We start from the raw sequence: 20,516 nt of genomic DNA on the forward strand, positions 1-20,516 counted from the left end.
ATAAGTACAAAAATCGCAACGCTAAGGAGTAGTTAGAGAATATGGAAAGATTACAAAAAGTAATGGCACATGCAGGGATAGCGTCTAGAAGAAAGTCTGAAGAACTAATTGTCAAAGGTCATGTAAGAGTGAATGGGAAACTGGTAACAGAATTAGGTGTTCAAGTGGGAAACTCTGATAAAGTAGAAGTTGATGGTGTCCCTATCGATCGTGAAGAACCGATTTATTTTTTACTAAATAAACCTAGAAATATGATATCAGCAGTATCTGATGATAAGGAAAGACGCGTTGTAACTGATCTATTCCCTCATGTAGAACAACGGATATATCCAGTTGGCCGATTAGATTACGACACAACTGGTGTCCTTATTTTAACGAATGATGGAGAGCTTTCACAAATGTTAATGCACCCTAAGTTCCATATCGATAAGACATATGTAGCCAAAGTTGAAGGTATGGTAGATAGACGTTCATTAAATAAATTAGAGAATGGAATTAATATTGAAGGCAAAAAAACTTCGCCAGCTAAAGCGAAAATACTATCGGCGGATAAAGATAAAAATGTAACGATGGTTGAATTAACCATTCATGAAGGAAGAAACCAGCAAGTAAAAAATATGTTTAGATCTATTGGACATCCAGTGCAAAAACTTAAAAGAGAAACATATGGAACGTTGAATTTAAATGGTCTGCGTCCAGGAGAATGGCGTGAGCTCAAATCATTTGAAGTGAATCAACTACGTAATTTAATAAATGAAAATAAAAATGAAATAGACTAACCTCTCAACTTTAGATGGCATTCTTATGGTTATCTGAAGTTAAGGCGTACATAAATAATGCATATCTCTGTATGCATTATTAAAATCATGTATAATATAATGAATATAGAAGCGAATTATTTTGAAATTTGGAGGTGTAGTGTCGTTGGAAAACGAGATACTTAATTTATTGGTTGTTGATGACGAAGAACGCATTCGACGTTTACTAAAGATGTATTTAGAAAAAGAAAATTACAACATAACTGAAGCAGATGATGGAGAAAAAGCTTTGAATTTAGCATTGGAGAATGACTATGATTTAATTCTGTTAGATCTCATGCTACCTAAGATGGATGGCATCGAGGTTGCAGAAAAGTTACGAGAGTATAAAAACACCCCAATTATGATGCTAACAGCTAAAGGCGAAGAAGGTAATCGAATCCAGGGATTTGAAGCAGGTGCAGATGATTACATCGTAAAACCTTTTAGTCCTAGAGAAGTTGTTTTGCGTGTTTCTGCTGTATTAAAAAGAACTCATATTGAAAAAGAACAAGAAGAGATAAATCCAGATTTAATTGTTACGTCTAATATTGAAATTGACAATCAATCACATCGTGTATTAGCAGATGGTAAGCCGGTTAACCTGACTCCCAAAGAATACGATCTCTTATTGTATTTGATTCAATCGCCCAATCAAATTTTTGGAAGAGAACAACTATTGCGAGAAGTGTGGAAGTATGAATTTTTTGGAGACTTAAGAACTGTCGATACACATATTAAACGGTTGCGAGAAAAATTAACTAAGCAGTCAGAAGCCGCTGCAAAAATGATTGTAACGGTTTGGGGATTAGGTTATAAATTTAATTCTTATTCCGAAGAAAAAAAGTAGGCTAAAATATGAATAAATCAAACAGCCTTGTTATTCGAATTTGGTTGATTGCTATGTTGATTCTCGGTTTTTGTTTTATCTCCACGACAGAACTTTATGGCCATTTGTATCAAAAAAATATACAAATAAAATATATCTCGGACTATGAGAAAATGATTCAATCCATTGAAAGACAGTTAGAAAATGACCCAAATGTGACCATTGAAAATATTGGGGAATTGAAAGCGCATGATTCTCATTTATTTATGTCTATTGACATAGAAGGAGAACCCGTTTCTAATTTTTCTAAAGAGGCAACAACTTTTTTTTCCACCTATAAACAAGAGTTGCTGACTGATGCAGAAATAAAAAAAGCGTTTATCAATAAAGAAGATACACAAATTATTAGTGAGATGGTTCTTACTAATAATAAAAATAGCTTATTCATTTTTAAAATCAAAAATATGTTAATAGATGGAAAAAAAGCTGTTCTCTACACAGTTGTAGACTTGTCATTCTTAAATGAAACGGACCAAAAAATGGATACATGGATCGTAGCGCTATTTTCTTTTTATGGACTATTAGCTGTACTATTTTTTTATTATTTACAAAAATATCTAGGCAAACCTTTAAATGAGTTAAGAGATATTACCTTTGATTATGCAAAGAATGACTTCACTCAAAAAGCTGCAGTTAATTATAAAGATGAGTTATCACAATTAGCTTTAGCCATGAACAAGATGAGGAAATCTTTAGAGACAACGGGAACAGCGACAAGACAAGAAAAAGAATTATTAGAAAACATCGTTGCATCCATTTCAACTGGAATACTGTACTACAATCAAGACAAAACACTCTTGATGTCTAATCCTTTAGGAGAAGAATTCTTGCGCAATTGGTATACTTCACAAAATATCGAAGAATATCAATTGCCAGAATTTTTGGAAACTAAAATTGATGAAGTTATCAAAGAATCTGAAAAAGTTGTTCATGATACAGTGGTAAACGATTTTTATTTTCAACTATCATTTGTGCCTTTATTTGATGAAGACATGAAAAATGTACGTGGTGTTTTAGTTTCGTTGAAAGATTTGACAAAAGAAAGACGCTTGGATAAAATGAGAGTTGATTTTATTAATAATATTTCTCATGAATTACGAACACCTTTGGTTATGATTCAAGGTTATAGTGAAGCTATTATTGACGATATAGCTGAAACTACTGAGGAAAAACACGAAATGGCGGGCATCATTAGTGATGAAACAAAACGAATGAATCGTCTTGTTAATGAGATGCTTGATTTGTCTCGGATGGAAGCTGGTTATATTGATTTGATTATTGAAGATGTTAAGTTAGAAGATTTTTTGAAAAATGTTCTATCCCGCTTTAAAAGAATCGCTAAAAAAAGCAATGTGCAATTATCATTGAAAATTGATCCAGATATTCAATCTTATCCGATGGATACAGATAGAATGACTCAAGTGTTTGTCAATTTGATTCATAATGCTATTTATCATACTTCAACGACCCATCGAGAAGATGCGAAGGTAGAAATTCGAATTCAGCTAGATAAAATCATAGATGAAATTCAAATGGATGTCGTTGATAACGGTCCAGGTATTTTAGAGGAAGATATTCCTTATATTTTTGATCGATTTTATAAAGCGGATAAATCTCGTGTAAGCAATAAATCTAATAGTGTTGGAACCGGAATCGGATTGTCAATAGTCAAGAACATTGTCGAAGAGCACGGTGGATATATTGAAGTCACTAGTTTGCTGAATGAAAGAACTACTTTTAGGATTCACTTCCCGTATTTAGAGAATGCAAAAGATGCTAAGGAATTGTAAGAGAACTTGCAAATAAAACTGAAATAGCTTATACTAAATTTGTACATTAGATGTACTAATAAAATAGACGATTCGTCTTCAGGGGCAGGGTGTAATTCCCGACCGGTGGTATAGTCCACGAACCAGATAGCATTTCTGGTTGAACTGGTTTAATTCCAGTACCGACAGTAAAGTCTGGATAAAGAAGATGGGGCTTATTTGAATATGATACTGTTCATATGCTCTGTTTAATTTTTCTGAAGAGAAATTAGACGAGCGTATTTTTTTATGGTGTTTTTTTTAGTAAGCTCAAGAATGCTCAAGCTGATGAATCCTTTTAGGAGGATTTTTATGCAAAATTATAATACAAGAAAATTAGTTGGGGTTTCCATGCTTGCTGCGGTTGCGTTCGTACTAATGTTTTTTGCTTTTCCAATTATACCGGGAGTTACTTTTCTGAAAATTGATTTCAGTGATATCCCTGTCTTGCTAGGTATGTTTTTATATGGACCGGTAGCAGGAATAGCAGTAGCTGTAATTCGAACGATTCTTCACTATGTGCAAACAGGAGGAGACGCAGGGTATCCAATAGGGGATATAGCTAGTTTAATAGCCACTGTAGCTTATTCTTTACCTATTTACTACGTTATGAGAAATAAGACGGAAAGCGCTAAGAATGTTCTATTGGCTAATGTTTTAGGTACAGTATCATTGACCACAATACTATCCGTGTTAAATGCTTATGTGCTCATTCCACTTTATTTTTTAGTACTGAATTTCAGTGTCGGACCCATACAAAAATATATTTTTTACGGCGTCATTCCTTTTAATTTAATTAAAGGAATTGTAGTCAGTACAGTTTTCATCGCTTTATATAAAAAGTTGAAACCTTGGATAATACAAAATCAACTTATTGAACTAACTTATTCCAAATATACAACAACAGAAAAAAAATAAATAAAAAATGATTTCGTGAATCTTACGAAATCATTTTTTATTTATTTTTTAAAGAATTTCTATCTATTTTTTGGTATATTAATCTTATACCACGAATGGAAAATAAGAAGGAGTTGTGCTGTTGTGGAAAGTTTATCATATCTTGATTATTTTTATTTATCTTTATTTTCACAAGCCCACTCAAAAAAATCTTCTACGATTTATCATATACTTACCGGTAAAAAAACAGCTTCTATTCTTTATAGTGCTGAAAAATACCAATTAACTCATTTTTTCTCCTTATTTCCAAAATTAAATCGAGTTGAATTTAATAATAGCATAAAAAAAATGACTAATTTGAACTATCTTTTATTATCAGAAGAAAAAGAAGACTATTATTTATCAACTAGCGGGGAAAAGAATTATTACGATTATTTTGTCGATCATTATTATCCTAAACAGTTAAATCAGCTACAAAATGGACTCGCTCTTATCCATTTTTGGCGTACGCTTACATTAGTTACACAGGTTCTTTCTGAAATTAGGTATAAAAACAAACATTATGTACCGATAGAAAAAGAATGGGAAAAACAAATTTGGCTCAAAAAATGGCTCAAAAAAAATGGCGAAAATAAACAAGAATTAGCTATAGAATTTGGAAAAGAGTGGATTCTAATTTTGGATAAACTACCTTTATTAAATGCAGAAATAGTAGCAGTTAATCTATCTGGTCATGAGAATACTGGTAAGACTCAAAAACAACAAGCAGAAAAGTATAAGAAAGAGTCTGTTGAAGTCAATTTACTATTGTTAGATTCTCTAGCTTTGATTGGAAAAATAATGAAGCAACATCAAGAAAAAATGCCTTTGTTTTTTTCTATTTACAAAGAAATGCTTCACACTTATGATGGAACCACAAAAAGTACAGCGATTACTAGACAGTATCTATCAAAGGGTTATTCGCTTGAAAAAATTGCAAAGCTTCGTCAACTTAAATCAAGTACGGTTAATGAACATGTTATTGAGATAAGTATTATGGATCCTTCATTTAATCTTTCTACTGTTTTACCGATAGACAAGCTTGAAGAAATTAAGCAACTCTTGAAAGAAATGCCGACTATTACGTATCAAGAAATAATCAGAATAAAGCCGGAAGCTCTATTTTTATGGTACCGTCTAGCTCAAATAGAAAGGAATCGGGATAGTGACTAATCAAGAAAAAATTAAAAGTATTCTTCTCAAACAGTTCGGCTATACTCATTTTCGTAAGGGACAAGAAGAAGCTATTTTAGCAGCCTTAGCTGGAAAAGATACGCTTGTTATGTTGCCAACAGGTACGGGTAAGTCCGTTTGTTACCAAATAACGGGTTACAGCTTAGAGGGTATCGTTATTATTGTCTCGCCCTTGTTATCATTGATGCAAGATCAAGTCGATCAAATGAAATTACTGGGAGAAAAAAGAGTTACAGCAATAAATAGTTTGATGAGCAGTGAAGAAAGAAGATGGGTATTATCTCGTTTAAATGAATATAAATTTATATTCTTATCACCAGAAATGTTGCAGCAAAATTATGTATTAGCCAAACTTAAAACGATGGAAATTAGCATGATGACCATTGACGAAGCTCACTGTATTTCGCAATGGGGGATGGATTTTCGCTTGGAGTACCTAGGGTTAGGAACGGTTCGAAAAGAATTAGGCTATCCATTAACGATGGCTTTAACAGCGACAGCTACTGAAAGGGTTCGCGAAGAAATTTTAACGTCGCTATGTTTAGAGCAAAATAACACAGCACAAATTCTTTATTCGGTTGACCGTCCAAATATTGCCTTAAAGACAATAAACTGTCATCAGGATAAAGATGAGCGATTGTTAAAAGAAATAAAAAGTTTATCCAAACCAGGTATCATTTATTTTTCTAGTAAGAAAAAAGCGGATAGGATTGCTTTGTGGTTAAAAGAAGAAACAGGATACACTGTTGAAAGCTACCATTCTGATATTATCAATGAAGATAAAATCAAAATACAACAACAGTTTATACAAAATGAAATAGACATTATTTGTGCGACCAGTGCTTTTGGGATGGGAATCAATAAAGAAAATATTCGGTTTGTTATTCATTATCATATGCCAGCTAATGTTGAATCTTATTTACAAGAAATTGGAAGATGTGGGCGAGACGGGCAAGAAAGTATAGCAATATTACTTTATCAAGCAGGCGATCAATTTCTTCAAAAACGGTTACAAGAACAGAGTTTACCAAATACAGCTATGTTAGAGTATGCCTATCGTCATGGAAAAGTATTTGAAGGAAGTTCTAGTGAGACTCAACAACAAATGATTGAAAATTATCTTTCTTCAGGTACGACGATAGAGCAAGCTAAATCTCAGATACTTGGAAGAGTACTCCAAAAAGATCGACAATTAGATTATATGATGCAATATAGTCAAACAACAGATTGTAAAAGAAAGTATCTTTTACACTATTTTAATGAAAAATTAACTGAAAAACCAATTCATTGTTGTTCAAGTTGTGGCTTTAATGATGATTTTTATGACAGTATACAAGAGAAAGACACGTCAACTCATTTTTATGAATCAAAAAATTGGAAAGAAAAAATAACAAAACTGTTTTTGTTAGAGAATAAGTAAGACAAGTTTAATTAAATTATGTTACAATAAAAGCGAATATCTTTAGGAGGAGTACTTTATGGCTAAAAAAAATTCTAAAAAGAATCAAGATAAAGAAATCTGGTCACGCAAATTTGAAACTAACGATGATAATGAAAACAATAAATATTCAAGAGCTGCTCGAAAAAAAGCTGAAGGAGGAATTTCTCCAATATTAACGTCTCTTTTTATTTTTTTAGCACTGTTGATTATATTGCCAACAGCTACCTATCTTTGGTTTATGAACGAGCGCAGTGATGCGGAAGAGTTTAAACCAGATAGCGATAAAATAACCATTACGCAAAATAGTAGCAGTAAAGAATCTAGTTCTGAAAAACAAGATTCTTCTTCTGAAAAAACTTCAGTATCCGTATCAGAAGAAACTAGTACTCTAGAGATTCCAGCTAAATCAGAATCCAAAGTTGAAGATGAAGTAATTGAAGAGGTACCAGAACAATCCGTTCCAAAAGAAGAAGAAGCACCAGAGACAGCAGTAGTTTCAGAAACTGAAATCGAAAAACCAGCTTTAGAAGAAACCGGTAATACGTATACAGTAGTTGCAGGAGATAACCTTTATCGGATTGCCTTGAACCATGGAATGACAACAGACGAATTGAAAACAATAAATGGTATATCTGGTAACGATGTCGCTGCCGGGACAGTATTGAAAGTAAAATAATTACATGTTTGAATAAATAAAAGCCGTCTTAGGACGGTTTTTATTTTGAAAACAGAAAGAAGGTCTTTTAAAATGACTAATAAAATGATGATTGCTATTGATGGACCAGCTTCTGCTGGGAAAAGTACGGTTGCTAAAATATTAGCGAATGAGTTAGGCTATATTTATTGTGACACTGGAGCGATGTATCGAGCGTTAACATACGAAGCGTTGCAACAAGAAATCGATTTAGAAAATGAAGAGGATTTAATTTATCTATTAAAAAATAGTGAGATTTCTTTCGAACCTTCTGAAAAAAGCCAAAGGGTCTATGTAAACCAAGAAGAAGTAACAGAAGCTATTCGTCAACCAGATGTAACTAATTCAGTTTCTGTTGTTGCGGCACACGGTAAAGTTAGAAAAGAATTAGTAATAAGACAACAAAAAATCGCTGATGAAGGCGGAGTCGTTATGGATGGGCGAGATATTGGCACAACGGTCTTACCAAATGCAGAAGTGAAAATTTTTCTGATAGCTAGTGTGGAAGAACGAGCTGAAAGACGGTATAAAGAAAATAGGTTGAATGGGATTGACACTTCTTTAGAAATACTAAAGAAGGAAATTTCAGATCGCGATTACAAAGATTCACATAGAGAATCTTCTCCTTTAACTAGAGCAGAAGATGCTGTATTATTAGACACAACTCGTTTAGATATCCAACAAGTTGTTAGCAAGATAAAAGAAGTTGTCGCTTCAAAATCTATTCTGGGTTAACGAGTAGTAGCCTATTTATTACCAGTTGAGTGATATCCTATCTATAAAAAATAGGCCATTTTCTTTATAGATAAAAGAATTTCGGACAATAAACACAAAATTTGGTTTATTTTAAATAAAAAATTAAGAAATAAACGAGTAAAGCTGTTTTCGTAGGCCTTTTTGTAGCATTTTTTTATAATATTGGTTAAAATAGAATAAGAAAGATTTATTTGGCTAAATTAGGAGGACAAAAACATGACAGATCAAAAGGACAAAAACGAAGGATCAGAACAAGAATCAATGTTGGAAGCTTTAGATAGTGTGCAAGAAATTCACATTGGTGATACTGTTCAAGGAGAAATTTTAAAAATTCAAGATAACAAACAAGCAATTGTCGGTATTCTTGGCGGAGGTGTTGAGGGGGTAATTCCTAATAATGAGTTATCTGCCGTACCTTTTGAAGATGTTACAGAAATTGTAAACGTAGGCGATATTGTCGATTTAGTTGTAATCAAAGAAATAAAAGAAAAAGATAATGGTAGTTTTTTATTATCTAAACGTCGTATCGATGCTAAACAAGTATGGGAAAAAATCCAAAAAGATTTTGATGAAGGAACCATTATTGAAGCGCCAGTTAAAGAAGTTGTTAAAGGTGGATTAGTTGTAGATGTAGGAGTTCGAGGATTTGTACCAGCATCAATGGTAGATATTCAATTTGTAGATGATTTTTCAAGTTATAAAGGAAAAACATTAGCTTTTAAAATTATGGAAATAGAACCTAGCGAAAATCGTTTGATTCTTTCACATAAAGCCGTTCTACAGGCTGAAAGTGACTTAACTAAAAAGAAAGTTATGCAAGAATTAAAAGAAAACGAAATTGTAAAAGGAAAAGTTGCTCGTTTAACGAATTTCGGTGCTTTTATTGATTTAGGTGGAGTTGATGGATTAGTTCATATTTCTCAAATTTCCTATGAACATGTCAAGAATCCAGCTGATATATTATCAGTAGGACAAGAAGTTGACGTAAAAATCCTCTCTGTTGATGAAGAAGCTGGACGCGTCTCATTATCTATCAAAGATACGCTACCTGGACCTTGGGACAATATTGAAGAGCGTGCCGCAGTAGAAGCTGTTTTAGATGGTACGGTTAAGAGATTAACAAGTTTTGGGGCATTTGTTGAAGTATACCCTGGAGTAGAAGGGCTCGTTCATATTTCTCAAATTTCCCATAACCATATTGCTACACCTCACGAAGTTTTAAGCGAAGGTCAAGAAATTAAAGTAAAAGTGTTAGATTTAAACACTGAAGATCAACGCTTATCATTGAGTATTAAAGCATTAGAAGATAAACCAAAACAAGAAGCAAAACATGAAGAAGAAAAATATGACATACCAGAAACAGATTCAGGCTTTACCATTGGTGATATTCTTGGAGATCAACTTTCCGATATTACTTCTGATGAAGAAGACACAAACGAAAAATAATCTATTTTAAACACAAAACAAAGACATGTGGCATATTCTTTAGCCACATGTCTTTGTTTGTCTAAAATGTAAAATAAGAATAAAAAGATGAAGTTTTCTATAATAAGCGGTTTCATTAAGCAAAAGCTTGCAAATTCAAGCTTTGTTCTATAAACTAACTAGATGAATAAGAAATTAATTAGAAGGGGGCTAAATCAATGGCTAAACCAGTTATCGCCATCGTTGGTCGTCCAAATGTAGGGAAATCAACAATTTTTAACCGAATCGTAGGCGAACGCATTTCAATCGTAGAAGATATTTCAGGAGTAACAAGAGACCGTATTTATTCTCAAGCTGAATGGTTAGGGAAAGAATTTAATCTGATTGATACAGGTGGAATTGACTTAGGAGATGAACCATTTCTCGATCAAATAAAATATCAGGCAGAAATTGCAATGGAAGAAGCAGATGTTATTATCTTTATTACGAATAGTAGAGATAGTGTAACGGATGCAGATGAAAATGTAGCGAAGATTTTGTATCGCACAAATAAACCAGTGTTGTTAGCAGTAAATAAAGTAGATAATCCAGAAATGCGCGCGGAAATATTTGACTTTTATACTCTTGGACTGGGTGATCCCTATCCTATTTCAGGAAGTCACGGGTTAGGTCTTGGTGACTTACTTGATGCAGCAATCAGCCACTTCCCTGAAGAAACAGAAGAAGAGTACGATGATTCAGTAATAAAATTCAGTCTTATCGGACGACCAAATGTTGGTAAATCTTCTATTGTTAACGCTATGCTCGGTGAAGAACGTGTCATCGTATCAAGTGTAGCGGGTACAACTCGTGATGCAATTGACACAGAGTTTACAGATGGTGAAGGAACGGAATTTGTAATGATTGATACAGCGGGTATGAGAAAACGCGGTAAAGTATATGAAACAACTGAAAAATACAGCGTAATGAGAGCTCTTAGAGCGATAGAACGTTCGGATGTTGTTTTAGTTATCTTAAATGCTGAAGAAGGCATAAGAGAACAAGATAAAAAAGTTGCCGGCTATGCACATGAAGCAGGTAAAGGAGTTATCATTGTTGTAAATAAATGGGACACTCTTGATAAAGATAATAATAGTGTTAAAGATTTTGAAAAAGATATCCGTAGTGGGTTTGCCTATTTGAGTTATGCTCCAATTGTTTTTGTTTCAGCCATAACGAAACAACGCTTGAATAAATTACCTGAGTTAATTAAACGAGTTAGCGAGAATCAACGTTTACGTATTCAGTCATCTGTCTTAAACGACGTGATTTTGGATGCTGTAGCAATGAATCCTACTCCTACTGATAAAGGGAAAAGATTGAGAATCTTTTATGCTACTCAAGTGGCCATAAAACCACCAACATTTGTCGTATTTGTAAATGATCCTGAGATGATGCATTTTTCATATTCCCGTTTCTTAGAAAATCGGATACGAGATACATTTGTTTTTGAAGGAACTCCAATACGAATCCTTACACGTCAAAGAAAATAATGCTTAAAATGATGGTTTGAAAGAAAAAAAGTCGTATTTTAACATATTTATCAGAGTGTTACAAACAATACTATTTTTTACATGTAAAAGCTGAATAAATATCGCAAAATCGATTAAAATCATTGCAGTAACAGCATTTATATGATATCTTTTTAGATGAAATGTAATTTGCAAGGTTTAAAAAAGCATTTCGTACAGCTTCATTTTTGGACCACTCAAAAATGATATTATGATTTTTATTTGCTTCGTAAAAAAAGCATTTATTCTTCTTTTCGGGGAGGTGAAATATACATGGCTAATAAAGCAGAGTTAATCGAAAACGTAGCAACTTCTACAGGTTTGACTAAAAAAGATGCAACTGCAGCAGTAGATGCTGTCTTTGAAACAATCCAAACAACTTTGAGCAAAGGTGAAAAAGTTCAAATCATTGGTTTTGGTAACTTCGAAGTTCGCGATCGTGCTGCACGCAAAGGACGTAACCCTCAAACAGGGGAAGAAATCCAAATTGCTGCAAGCAAAGTTCCAGCATTCAAACCAGGTAAAGCACTTAAAGACGCAGTAAAATAAGTAGTACTTAAAGACCCTTGAGAAATCAAGGGTCTTTACTTTTTTTAATTTTTTTCTTTATAACTATCAAAAAACTAGCAGGAATTTACCATCCGCTAGCTTAAAGTTTTTTGAATAGGGTAAAATGTTTAAAGATTGTAGCGAGAGAGAGACACTATTCGTCAATTTAGCATGGTATTTGTTCAAAGCAATTGATAAGTGCTTTTACAGATACACCTAGTAGGGATAATAAAGAGACCTACGAACATCTAAGGGCTATAGGGGTTAAATTTTTGTCGGAAAGGCTAAAATGACATCTTACAAGCTTAAATGACGAAATAATCGAATCATTATCTCAGGAGTTATCATTCGAGAGACAGAAAAGGAAGGTTTATTTTAAAAAAATTTTTTCTCTTTACTCAAATTCTAATTCAACTAGCATCTCATCTAGACTTTCTAATGATTCGGTTTTTTCTATATACTCAATCCAAGATTTTCGAGGATCAGATGAATTTTCTTTAACCACCCATTTAAATTTATCGTAGACATTTTTCATTAATTCTAACCATAATTTATCAACGGCTCGATCCATTTTTGCTTCATTCCATTTTTTAGCAGGTGCTCTTCTGACATTTCGAGCCACTTGGTCGTCCAAAGCTTTTTGGTAGAACGCATCTTTAGCGCTTAAATTCTGTTCCATGTATGCTACAAATTCTTTAAAGTTCATTAATTTTCACCACCTAAAAGATATTATTACTAGAAGTAACTTTGATAAATCAAATATATTGTTTCGTTCAATTCGGAAAATGTTCAGCCTAACTTCCTGTATCAGTAACTTTACCATGAAATAATAACTTTATGGTCTAATTTTTAAAATAAATGAAGGAGAAGCTAAATGAAAGAATACTGACGGTGAAACTTTATGTAAGATACGATGTGCAAATGATAGCATATTGAAAATAGTTATAACAGATATCTCTATAGAAATATCAATTAATCTAGGTATATGTGCCTTTGGATTTCGACAAAAACACTCTATTTTTTTTAATTTTATTGTATAAGCTTTTGCAAATGTCCATAGAGAGATGAGTACCTTTAATTAAACAATAGATTGTTTAGTAGAAAAAGATGTGTATACAAGAGTCGTTTAATTTTGTTCTAATGGAGTCTTTTTTACTTCTGCAACCTAAAACATTTGTCCCCAAATGAATCTTGAAATATGTTAAAATTAACGTACATAAAATTAGCAATTGTATATGAAAGAGGTGGGTTAAATGCATAATGGAGATAAAATGATTGAAGCTCTTGAGAGCAATCAACTTGAGGAGGCAAATACATTTTTCAAACAAGCTCTGCAGGTTGATTCTGATGAACAGTTATATGATTTAGCCGATAATTTATATCATTTAGGTTTTTTAGAAGAAACAAAAAGAATTTATAAACAATTGTTAGAAACGCATACTGAAGATGACGAACTAAAAATTGGCTTAGCTGAAATCGAAATTGAATCCAATAATATAGACGAGGCAATGGAATGGCTTCTACAAGTATCAGAAATGAGTGAGTCTTATCCACAAGCGTTACTTGTTCATGCTGATTTATATCAAGTACAAGGACTATTTGAAGCAAGCGAACAAAAACTATTAAAAGCAAAAAAATTACTACCTGACGAACCCGTTATTTACTTTGCTTTAGCAGAACTTTATTTTTCAATGGGTAAATACGCTCAAGCGATTCGTGGTTATGAAGAATTGATGACTCAAGGCAATAATGAATTCTCCGGTATAAACTTAGCCTCTCGTTGTGGCGCTTCATATAGTGCGCTAGGCGACTTAGAACAAGCAAGTTTATACTTTGAACAGAGTGTGGAAGAAAATGAAACAGTAGATGCTTTATTTGAATTAGGGATAACGTACTTTCAACAAAAAGAGTTTAAACGTGCAAACGAGTTGTTTTTTAAATTAAAAGACTTGGATCCAAGTTATACTTCTGTTTACCCCAATTTGGCAAGAGGTCTAGAAGAAGAAAATCACCTTGAAAAAGCAGCTGAAATTATACGAGAAGGACTGCAAATGGACCAATACAATTATGAACTATTTTCTGTAGGTGCAGAAATTGCTCTTAAGTCAGAACATGAAGAAATAGCTGAAGAATATTATCTTGCAGCTCAGGTATTAGCACCTGAAAACGAAGGGCTGCAATTAGCTTATATCAATTTATTATTGAAACAAGAACGCTTCGAAGATGCCATTAAGATTATCGAAGAAGCATTGTCTCATGAGCAAGTTGATCCTCAATTTTATTGGAACGCTGCTTTAGCGTATGACAAATTAGAAAATTATGAAAAGGCAGATAAGTCTTTTCAACAAGCCTATTCTTTATTAAACCAAAATAAAGAATTTTTGAAAGACTATATTTACTTCTTAAGAGAATCTGGGGAAAGACTCATTATCAAAACAGTATTATCTGAATATTTGTTATTAGAACCATCTGATGGAGAAATGTTGGAGCTTTCGGAAGCTATTAATACAAACTATTAGTGTATTAGGTTATAATGATAGTGAAATTCGAATAAGGAGGTCTTAAAATGAACATCAAAGTATCTTTAGAAGCAAAAAAAGAATTTCTTGGATGGTTTCTAGATCGACATCAACTGAAAAGAAGAGAATCGATGTGGATATTAAACTATTTGTTAAATCATGATATTGTTTTAGGTAAAGTTCACTTTGTTGAGCATGTTGAAACCACACCTAGAGGAATGATGATGTCGACTATCGAAACAGATAGCAAGCCGTTTTTATTTTATAAAGAGGGTGTCTTATTCGAAGATCCTGAACAAGCGTTTCATGAAGTCAGATTAAACTGGCATGAAAATATTTACCTGGAATTAATTTTTGAAGAATCTTGGAAAGCACACCAATATCTCGGTGTTTTAGAAGATAACCCATTCCATAAGTGGAATGACTACATTGATACAGAACTAAATAAAGAAGTGGAAAAAGCTTTGGCCACACTATCACTAAATAAGAAAATCCAACTGATGATGGATCGAATAGATACTGCTTTAGAAAATGATGATCGAGAAAGTTTCATTCGGTTGTCTAATAATCTGAAAGAAATCAAAAAAAATATAGCCACGCATGAAAAAAAACCAAATCATTAAAATGGTTGGTTTTTTTTGATATTCAGAGCGTATTAAAATAAACTTCAACTCTTGCATCTTATCCCTTTTTTGGTACTATTAAAAAGAATCAAATTAGAATTAGTGAGGGTATTTTTACTTTAAAATAACAAAATAACAAAAAGTAAATTGATAAAAGTAGAAAAACCAAGAAAATTGTTAATTTAAATAGTCTGATGAAAGGATGAAAAAAATGATTAAAATAGTAGTGGCAGGATTTAAAGGGAAGATGGGCTCAACGGCAACAAAAATGGTTTTAGAAAATGAAAATTTTACTTTAGTAGGTGTCTTGGATCCGATAGTAGAACAAAAAAAGCTAAATGAAATTCCAGCGTTCTCTTTTGCTGATGTGCCGATTTTTAATGACAAAGAATCGATGGTCAAAACAGTTGATGCAGATGTTTGGATTGACTTCACGATTCCTGATGTAGCGTATGAAAATACCCGATTTGCATTGGAAAATGGCATTCGGCCGGTAGTAGGAACGACTGGTTTTTCTGAGAGTGACGTTAAAGAATTAACAGAATTATCGATTTCTAACAAAACTGGCGGATTGATTGCTCCTAATTTTGCTGTTGGAGCGGTATTGATGATGCAATTTTCAGCTAAGGCGGCACAATATTTCCCGGATATAGAAATAATTGAACTGCACCATGATAATAAATTAGATGCACCAAGCGGAACAGCCATTAAAACAGCTGAAATGATTTTTAAAGAAAGAGGCGAACACAGTCAAGGACACCCGGATGAAAAAGAAAGTTTAGTGGGGGCTCGTGGAGCTGATTATAAAGGCATGAAAATTCATAGTGTCCGTCTTCCTGGATTAGTAGCACACCAACAAGTACAATTTGGTAGTGTGGGCGAGGGACTTACCATACGACATGATTCATACGATCGTTCTTCCTTTATGACAGGAGTAGCTTTAGGCTGCAATAAAGTGATGGAGTTGAAAAAAGTTGTTTATGGATTGGAAAATATTTTATGATAAATGAAAGTCCTTTGTTTAGTAAGGCGTTACCTATTATTGAAGACATAAAAAAAGCCGGTTATGAGGCCTATTTTGTGGGTGGCTGTGTTCGTGATGCTTTATTAAATAAAGAAATCAATGATGTTGATATAGCTACTAGCGCGTTCCCGGCAGAAGTTAAAGCTATTTTCCCTAAAACCATCGATGTGGGAATTGAACACGGAACAGTGATGGTTTTGAAAAATGATGAGACCTATGAAGTAACAACCTTTCGAACAGAATCTACTTATCAAGATTTTAGAAGACCTGATCAAGTTGTTTTTGTTCGCTCACTAAATGAAGATTTAAAGCGTCGCGATTTTACGGTCAATGCGCTTGCGATGACTCAAGATGGTGAAGTCATTGATTTTTTTGATGGGGTCAACGATTTAAAAAATGGATTAATAAAAGCCGTTGGTTCTCCTGAAGAACGTTTTTTCGAAGATGCGCTTCGTATGATGAGAGGTGTGCGTTTTGTTAGTCAATTAAATTTTATAATGGATTCTGAAACAAAAAAGGCTATTCATATTCATCATGCTTTACTAGAGAAGATAGCGGTTGAAAGAATTCAAGTAGAATTTATAAAACTATTACTTGGCGAAGGACGTCAAAAAGGGTTGAATTTATTTGTTGAATCAGAATTATATCTTTATTGCCCTGGATTAGCAGGTTACCAAAAAGAATTAGTTTGTTTCTCTACTTTAAGAAACAGCCAAAATCACAAATTAATGTCTTCATTATCTGCTTGGACGTTACTATTATTTGCTTTGGGGAAAAAGGAAGATGAAGTTAATCTGTTCTTGAGATCGTGGAAATGTTCGAAGAGAATGATACAGCAGGTTAAGATAGCTTTAAAGGCCTTGACTATAAGAACAAAACAGCCATTAGATGATCTTTTATTGTACCAATCTGGTTATGAAATTATCCGAGAAGTAGAAGAACTGTTAACGTTTTTAAACAAAACTGCGGATTTAAGCAGACTTCAAAAGCTAAACAACCAGTTGCCAATAAAAGATAAAAAAGAAATAGCGGTTACCGGTTTTGATTTATTAGCTTATTTTGATGCAAAGCCGGGTAAGTGGCTAGGTGAAGCTTTAGATAAAATAGAAGTAGCAATTGTACTAGGCGAAATAAATAATGAAAAAGAAGCTATTTTAAGTTGGTTATCAACAACGGACAAAGTAAACATATAAGAAGCATAAAAAATAACCTGTTAATTTTGTGATTGCAATAATCTGAAAATTAAGTAAAAAATTATTAAGAGCCTCTACTTAGAGTTGAAACCAATCAACTCTAAGTAGAGACTCTTTTTATTTCATTAGTCATTGCAATTAGATTGAAAAATTCTTTAATAGGGGAAAGTTTTTAGAATTCGTGGATTGTAAGATTAAGCTATACAAATAAAAAAGCCATTCGTGATACACTCTAATTGTATTTCCAACCATAGAAAACAAGGAGTGATCACAAATGACCTATACCCATATTACCATGGATGAACTAGTGATGATAGAAGCTTATTACCATCAAGGTATTCCAGTTGCTAAAATAGCTGCTTACTTGAATCGTACTCGAACACCGATTAATAATGTTATCAGGTTCTTCAGAGCAGGACATACAGCTTTCGAGTATTACCTACGGTATAAGAAAAACAAGAAGCAGTGTGGACGCGAAAAAGTTGTTTTACCAGAAGAACAACATCTTTATATCAAGGAAAAAGTAGCTGAAGGCTGGACGCCTGATGTCATTATTGGCCGTAAAGAAATGACAATAGACTGTTCCGTACGAACACTTTATAGACAATTTAAAGAAAAAACATTCGATGAAGCTACCCTTCCAATGAAAGGGAAAAGAAAGCCTAACGGACATCAAGAACGTAGAGGTAGACAAGCTTATAAACGAAATATCTCTGAAAGAATAATAGATTATCCAACATTTAAAGAAGAATTTGGTCATATCGAAGGAGATACCATTGTAGGTGTCCGCCACAAAAGTGCGGTCATTACTCTAGTAGAGATTTTATCGAAAGCTATCATTACCTTAAAGCCCAAAGGGCGTAAAGCCTGCGACATTGAGAGTGCTATGAATCAATGGTTCCAATCCATACCAAAAAAATTATTCAAATCAATTACTTTTGATTGCGGTAAGGAGTTCTCCAACTGGAAATCTTTGTGCAACCAGCATGATGTCGCTATCTACTTCGCTGACCCTAGAACGCCTTCACAACGAGCTTTAAACGAGAATTCTAATGGGCTTCTTCGAAAAGATGGATTGCCAAAAGAAATGGATTTCAACGAAGTTGATCAGGCTTTCGTATCGTCTGTTGCACACAAACGGAATATAATTCCAAGAAAGTCATTAAATTACCAAACACCGCTGGAAGTTTTTATGAGTTACATGGATGAAGATATTTTGTATAGCTTAATTTGACAAATCAGAATTTAAATAAACGTAAATAAAGAAGAAAAAGAAGAAGAATTTAATTTTCGTCTAATTAGTTGGTAAAACTATTCTGGTGTGAAATTCTATGAATGATTCAGATAAAAGAGAAGTATAATCGGTTAATGCCCTAATAAAATAATATGTAAAAAAATTAACTAACCATATCTAATAGAAAACCATAGTCATAGCTGATAAGTTATGACTATAGTTAGGATTGTTCAATAAAATCAACGCTGTATTATGGAAATAGAGAAATAGCCTATTATTTCTGGGAATGCTACTATTATCTACTCAGACTATTTTCCTTTGTCTTCCTCTTCAGCTTCATCCGAGGACTCGCTCTTAACAGTTCCCTTTTCATCAGCGAGGTTGGTATCGCCGGCTAAATCCTTATCAATGTCATAGGAACCTGCTACTTCAGAAAAGTAACGGTTGTAACGCTTTTTAAATTGTTCCAGGATATACTCTAGGAATACTTTAATAATTGCAAATAAAGGTACGCCTAAAATTAATCCGATAATCCCTAAAAGATTTCCCATCACTAATAAAACAATAATGATGGTTAGTGGATACATCTTTAGGTTTTTACCCATAATAGTCGGTTCAATAATATTTCCTTGAATAAACTGACCACCTCCCCATACAAGAGCCATTTTGAATAACATCCATGGTGAAGTGAAAGCAGCGACAATCAAAGCGGGAATAATGCCAATCGTTGCACCAATAAAAGGGATGATAGCTGTAACGGCAGCGATAATAGCCAACACAAAAGCATAATCCAATCCGATAATCAGATACCCAAAGAATAATAAAATTCCTAAGCTGAGAGCAACTAAAATTTCTCCTTGAATATACGATCTGACTATATTAGAAACACGAGTCGAGACCGTTTGAACATCATCACGAAAAATAGGAGGAATTATCTTCATCATAAAAGGTTTGAATTTTCCTTTGTCTGCTAGCATAAAGAAGAGAACAACTGGGAAAGTAATAATAACCGATACGACAGTTGAGATAGTGGAAAAGACGCCAACGATTTTTTGGGAAGAACTCCCAATCCAGTCCATTACTTTCGTAGGGATATTTCCGACTGTGCTATCCAAACTATTCATAGCATCTTTATAATAACTTTCAAACACACTTCCGGAAACAACCCCTTCCAAACGCTGTTTTAACGTATCGACATAATTAGGGAATTCTAAAACAAATTCACTGATTTGTTCGGATAAAATAGGAATCAAAAGAACCAATCCGTATCCGACTAGAATTAAGAAAATAACAAAGACAATAGCAGTGCCAAATTTCCTTTTGAGACCACGTTCCTCCATCCAGGAAATTAAAGGATCCAGTAAGTGATAAAAGACTACCGCAAGAATTAAAGGACCGATAATAGTAGTAAAGGCAACTTGTAATGGTTGGAAAATAAAGGATACTTGATTGAAAATCATGATAAGGAGAGCCACTAAAATTAACACAACCAAAGTGAAAACTAATTTTTTGCCGCCCCAGAAATTAATGAAATGCATATCTTCATATATTTTTGTTTTTTTATTATTATTTTCTTTTTGCATGATTCCACCTCTTTTGAATACTATTTTTCTTTATTTTAGCATACAACCACCTGATTTATCTTCTCTCAAGGTATGAAAAGAAGACCTGAAAATAAGAAAGTGAAGTACAATAGGTACTCATTATATCATTTTTTAAAGCAAGAGTAGTATTCTCAAGGCTATCTTATTGAGTAACTTAAATATAAAAATTCTGACTCAAAATGATCTTGAATTTGTTCAACAACCATCGGAATACCATAATCAATTGGAATAGGTACATCTATTGATAACCTATTATTTCCTTTCTGTTCCTTTCCTTTCT

The 20,516-nt window shown here is 33.3% G+C and carries 18 protein-coding genes and 1 riboswitch; of the genes, 16 read left to right on the plus strand and 2 right to left on the minus strand.

Annotation, left to right across the window (positions count from 1 at the left end; translation table 11 throughout):
- Nucleotides 1-41 precede the first annotated feature (41 nt).
- From BR44_RS01500 to BR44_RS01550, 11 genes are all read left to right on the plus strand, one after another.
- Nucleotides 42-779 (plus strand): pseudouridine synthase, encoded by a 738-nt coding sequence (locus BR44_RS01500; protein WP_034549980.1) that lies wholly within the window; start codon nt 42-44, stop codon nt 777-779.
- 145 nt (nt 780-924) lie between these two features.
- Nucleotides 925-1,647 (plus strand): response regulator transcription factor, encoded by a 723-nt coding sequence (locus BR44_RS01505; RefSeq protein WP_034549982.1) that lies wholly within the window; start codon nt 925-927, stop codon nt 1,645-1,647.
- Nucleotides 1,648-1,655: 8 nt separating this feature from the next.
- On the plus strand, nt 1,656-3,476 hold the full coding sequence (locus BR44_RS01510; protein WP_034549983.1) for a sensor histidine kinase: 1,821 nt from the start codon (nt 1,656-1,658) through the stop codon (nt 3,474-3,476).
- Between the two features lie 70 nt (nt 3,477-3,546).
- Nucleotides 3,547-3,669, plus strand: a riboswitch (FMN riboswitch).
- A gap of 137 nt (nt 3,670-3,806) precedes the next feature.
- Entirely contained in the window at nt 3,807-4,412 is a 606-nt protein-coding gene (locus tag BR44_RS01515) for an ECF transporter S component (RefSeq protein WP_034549984.1), read from the plus strand.
- A gap of 123 nt (nt 4,413-4,535) precedes the next feature.
- Nucleotides 4,536-5,603, plus strand: a complete 1,068-nt coding sequence (locus BR44_RS01520) for a YpbB family protein (RefSeq protein ID WP_034549987.1) — start codon at nt 4,536-4,538, stop codon at nt 5,601-5,603.
- Nucleotides 5,596-7,044, plus strand: a complete 1,449-nt coding sequence (locus tag BR44_RS01525) for a RecQ family ATP-dependent DNA helicase (protein ID WP_245592904.1) — start codon at nt 5,596-5,598, stop codon at nt 7,042-7,044. The genes BR44_RS01520 and BR44_RS01525 overlap by 8 nt, the downstream gene beginning before the upstream one ends.
- Before the next feature lie 58 nt (nt 7,045-7,102).
- Nucleotides 7,103-7,741: a LysM peptidoglycan-binding domain-containing protein gene (locus BR44_RS01530; RefSeq protein ID WP_034549999.1), complete on the plus strand. Its 639-nt coding sequence runs from the start codon at nt 7,103-7,105 to the stop codon at nt 7,739-7,741.
- Between the two features lie 72 nt (nt 7,742-7,813).
- Nucleotides 7,814-8,494, plus strand: a complete 681-nt coding sequence (gene cmk / locus BR44_RS01535) for a (d)CMP kinase (RefSeq protein WP_034550000.1) — start codon at nt 7,814-7,816, stop codon at nt 8,492-8,494.
- Nucleotides 8,495-8,731: 237 nt separating this feature from the next.
- Entirely contained in the window at nt 8,732-9,961 is a 1,230-nt protein-coding gene (gene rpsA / locus BR44_RS01540; RefSeq protein WP_034550002.1) for a 30S ribosomal protein S1, read from the plus strand.
- A gap of 197 nt (nt 9,962-10,158) precedes the next feature.
- Entirely contained in the window at nt 10,159-11,472 is a 1,314-nt protein-coding gene (der, locus tag BR44_RS01545) for a ribosome biogenesis GTPase Der (protein WP_034550005.1), read from the plus strand.
- A 291-nt stretch (nt 11,473-11,763) separates the two neighbouring features.
- Nucleotides 11,764-12,039, plus strand: coding sequence for an HU family DNA-binding protein (locus BR44_RS01550; protein WP_034550006.1), 276 nt, complete (start codon nt 11,764-11,766; stop codon nt 12,037-12,039).
- 394 nt (nt 12,040-12,433) lie between these two features.
- On the opposite strand, the gene BR44_RS01555 is transcribed toward BR44_RS01550, so the two are convergent.
- On the minus strand, nt 12,434-12,745 hold the full coding sequence (locus BR44_RS01555; protein WP_034550007.1) for a hypothetical protein: 312 nt from the start codon (nt 12,743-12,745) through the stop codon (nt 12,434-12,436).
- A 547-nt stretch (nt 12,746-13,292) separates the two neighbouring features.
- On the opposite strand from BR44_RS01555, the gene BR44_RS01560 reads away from it, so the two are divergent.
- From BR44_RS01560 to BR44_RS01580, 5 genes are all read left to right on the plus strand, one after another.
- The gene (locus BR44_RS01560) at nt 13,293-14,558 is read left to right on the plus strand and encodes a tetratricopeptide repeat protein (protein ID WP_034550009.1); all 1,266 of its coding nucleotides are present in this window, start codon (nt 13,293-13,295) and stop codon (nt 14,556-14,558) included.
- A 47-nt stretch (nt 14,559-14,605) separates the two neighbouring features.
- Entirely contained in the window at nt 14,606-15,181 is a 576-nt protein-coding gene (locus BR44_RS01565; protein WP_034550011.1) for a ReoY family proteolytic degradation factor, read from the plus strand.
- A gap of 211 nt (nt 15,182-15,392) precedes the next feature.
- Nucleotides 15,393-16,184: a 4-hydroxy-tetrahydrodipicolinate reductase gene (dapB, locus tag BR44_RS01570; protein WP_034550013.1), complete on the plus strand. Its 792-nt coding sequence runs from the start codon at nt 15,393-15,395 to the stop codon at nt 16,182-16,184.
- Nucleotides 16,181-17,398, plus strand: coding sequence for a CCA tRNA nucleotidyltransferase (locus BR44_RS01575; protein ID WP_034550014.1), 1,218 nt, complete (start codon nt 16,181-16,183; stop codon nt 17,396-17,398). The genes dapB and BR44_RS01575 overlap by 4 nt, the downstream gene beginning before the upstream one ends.
- A 274-nt stretch (nt 17,399-17,672) precedes the next feature.
- Nucleotides 17,673-18,632, plus strand: a complete 960-nt coding sequence (locus BR44_RS01580; RefSeq protein ID WP_034550016.1) for an IS30 family transposase — start codon at nt 17,673-17,675, stop codon at nt 18,630-18,632.
- Nucleotides 18,633-18,940: 308 nt separating this feature from the next.
- Here the strand turns inward: BR44_RS01580 and BR44_RS01585 are convergent, their stop codons facing one another.
- Nucleotides 18,941-20,215, minus strand: coding sequence for an AI-2E family transporter (locus tag BR44_RS01585; RefSeq protein WP_051912456.1), 1,275 nt, complete (start codon nt 20,213-20,215; stop codon nt 18,941-18,943).
- Between the last annotated feature and the right edge of the window lie 301 nt (nt 20,216-20,516).

Source organism: Carnobacterium funditum DSM 5970 (genome assembly GCF_000744185.1).
GTDB lineage: Bacteria > Bacillota > Bacilli > Lactobacillales > Carnobacteriaceae > Carnobacterium_A > Carnobacterium_A funditum.

Excerpts from the sequence above, each read along its gene's own strand:
- BR44_RS01500 (WP_034549980.1), top strand. The coding sequence starts at position 42 with ATGGAAAGATTACAAAAAGTAATGGCACATGCAGGGATAGCGTCTAGA.
- BR44_RS01575 (WP_034550014.1), top strand. The coding sequence starts at position 16,181 with ATGATAAATGAAAGTCCTTTGTTTAGTAAGGCGTTACCTATTATTGAA.
- BR44_RS01560 (WP_034550009.1), top strand. The coding sequence starts at position 13,293 with ATGCATAATGGAGATAAAATGATTGAAGCTCTTGAGAGCAATCAACTT.
- BR44_RS01555 (WP_034550007.1), bottom strand. The coding sequence starts at position 12,745 with ATGAACTTTAAAGAATTTGTAGCATACATGGAACAGAATTTAAGCGCT.
- BR44_RS01510 (WP_034549983.1), top strand. The coding sequence starts at position 1,656 with ATGAATAAATCAAACAGCCTTGTTATTCGAATTTGGTTGATTGCTATG.
- BR44_RS01565 (WP_034550011.1), top strand. The coding sequence starts at position 14,606 with ATGAACATCAAAGTATCTTTAGAAGCAAAAAAAGAATTTCTTGGATGG.
- dapB (WP_034550013.1), top strand. The coding sequence starts at position 15,393 with ATGATTAAAATAGTAGTGGCAGGATTTAAAGGGAAGATGGGCTCAACG.
- der (WP_034550005.1), top strand. The coding sequence starts at position 10,159 with ATGGCTAAACCAGTTATCGCCATCGTTGGTCGTCCAAATGTAGGGAAA.
- BR44_RS01585 (WP_051912456.1), bottom strand. The coding sequence starts at position 20,215 with ATGCAAAAAGAAAATAATAATAAAAAAACAAAAATATATGAAGATATG.
- BR44_RS01580 (WP_034550016.1), top strand. The coding sequence starts at position 17,673 with ATGACCTATACCCATATTACCATGGATGAACTAGTGATGATAGAAGCT.
- BR44_RS01515 (WP_034549984.1), top strand. The coding sequence starts at position 3,807 with ATGCAAAATTATAATACAAGAAAATTAGTTGGGGTTTCCATGCTTGCT.
- BR44_RS01550 (WP_034550006.1), top strand. The coding sequence starts at position 11,764 with ATGGCTAATAAAGCAGAGTTAATCGAAAACGTAGCAACTTCTACAGGT.
- BR44_RS01530 (WP_034549999.1), top strand. The coding sequence starts at position 7,103 with ATGGCTAAAAAAAATTCTAAAAAGAATCAAGATAAAGAAATCTGGTCA.
- rpsA (WP_034550002.1), top strand. The coding sequence starts at position 8,732 with ATGACAGATCAAAAGGACAAAAACGAAGGATCAGAACAAGAATCAATG.
- cmk (WP_034550000.1), top strand. The coding sequence starts at position 7,814 with ATGACTAATAAAATGATGATTGCTATTGATGGACCAGCTTCTGCTGGG.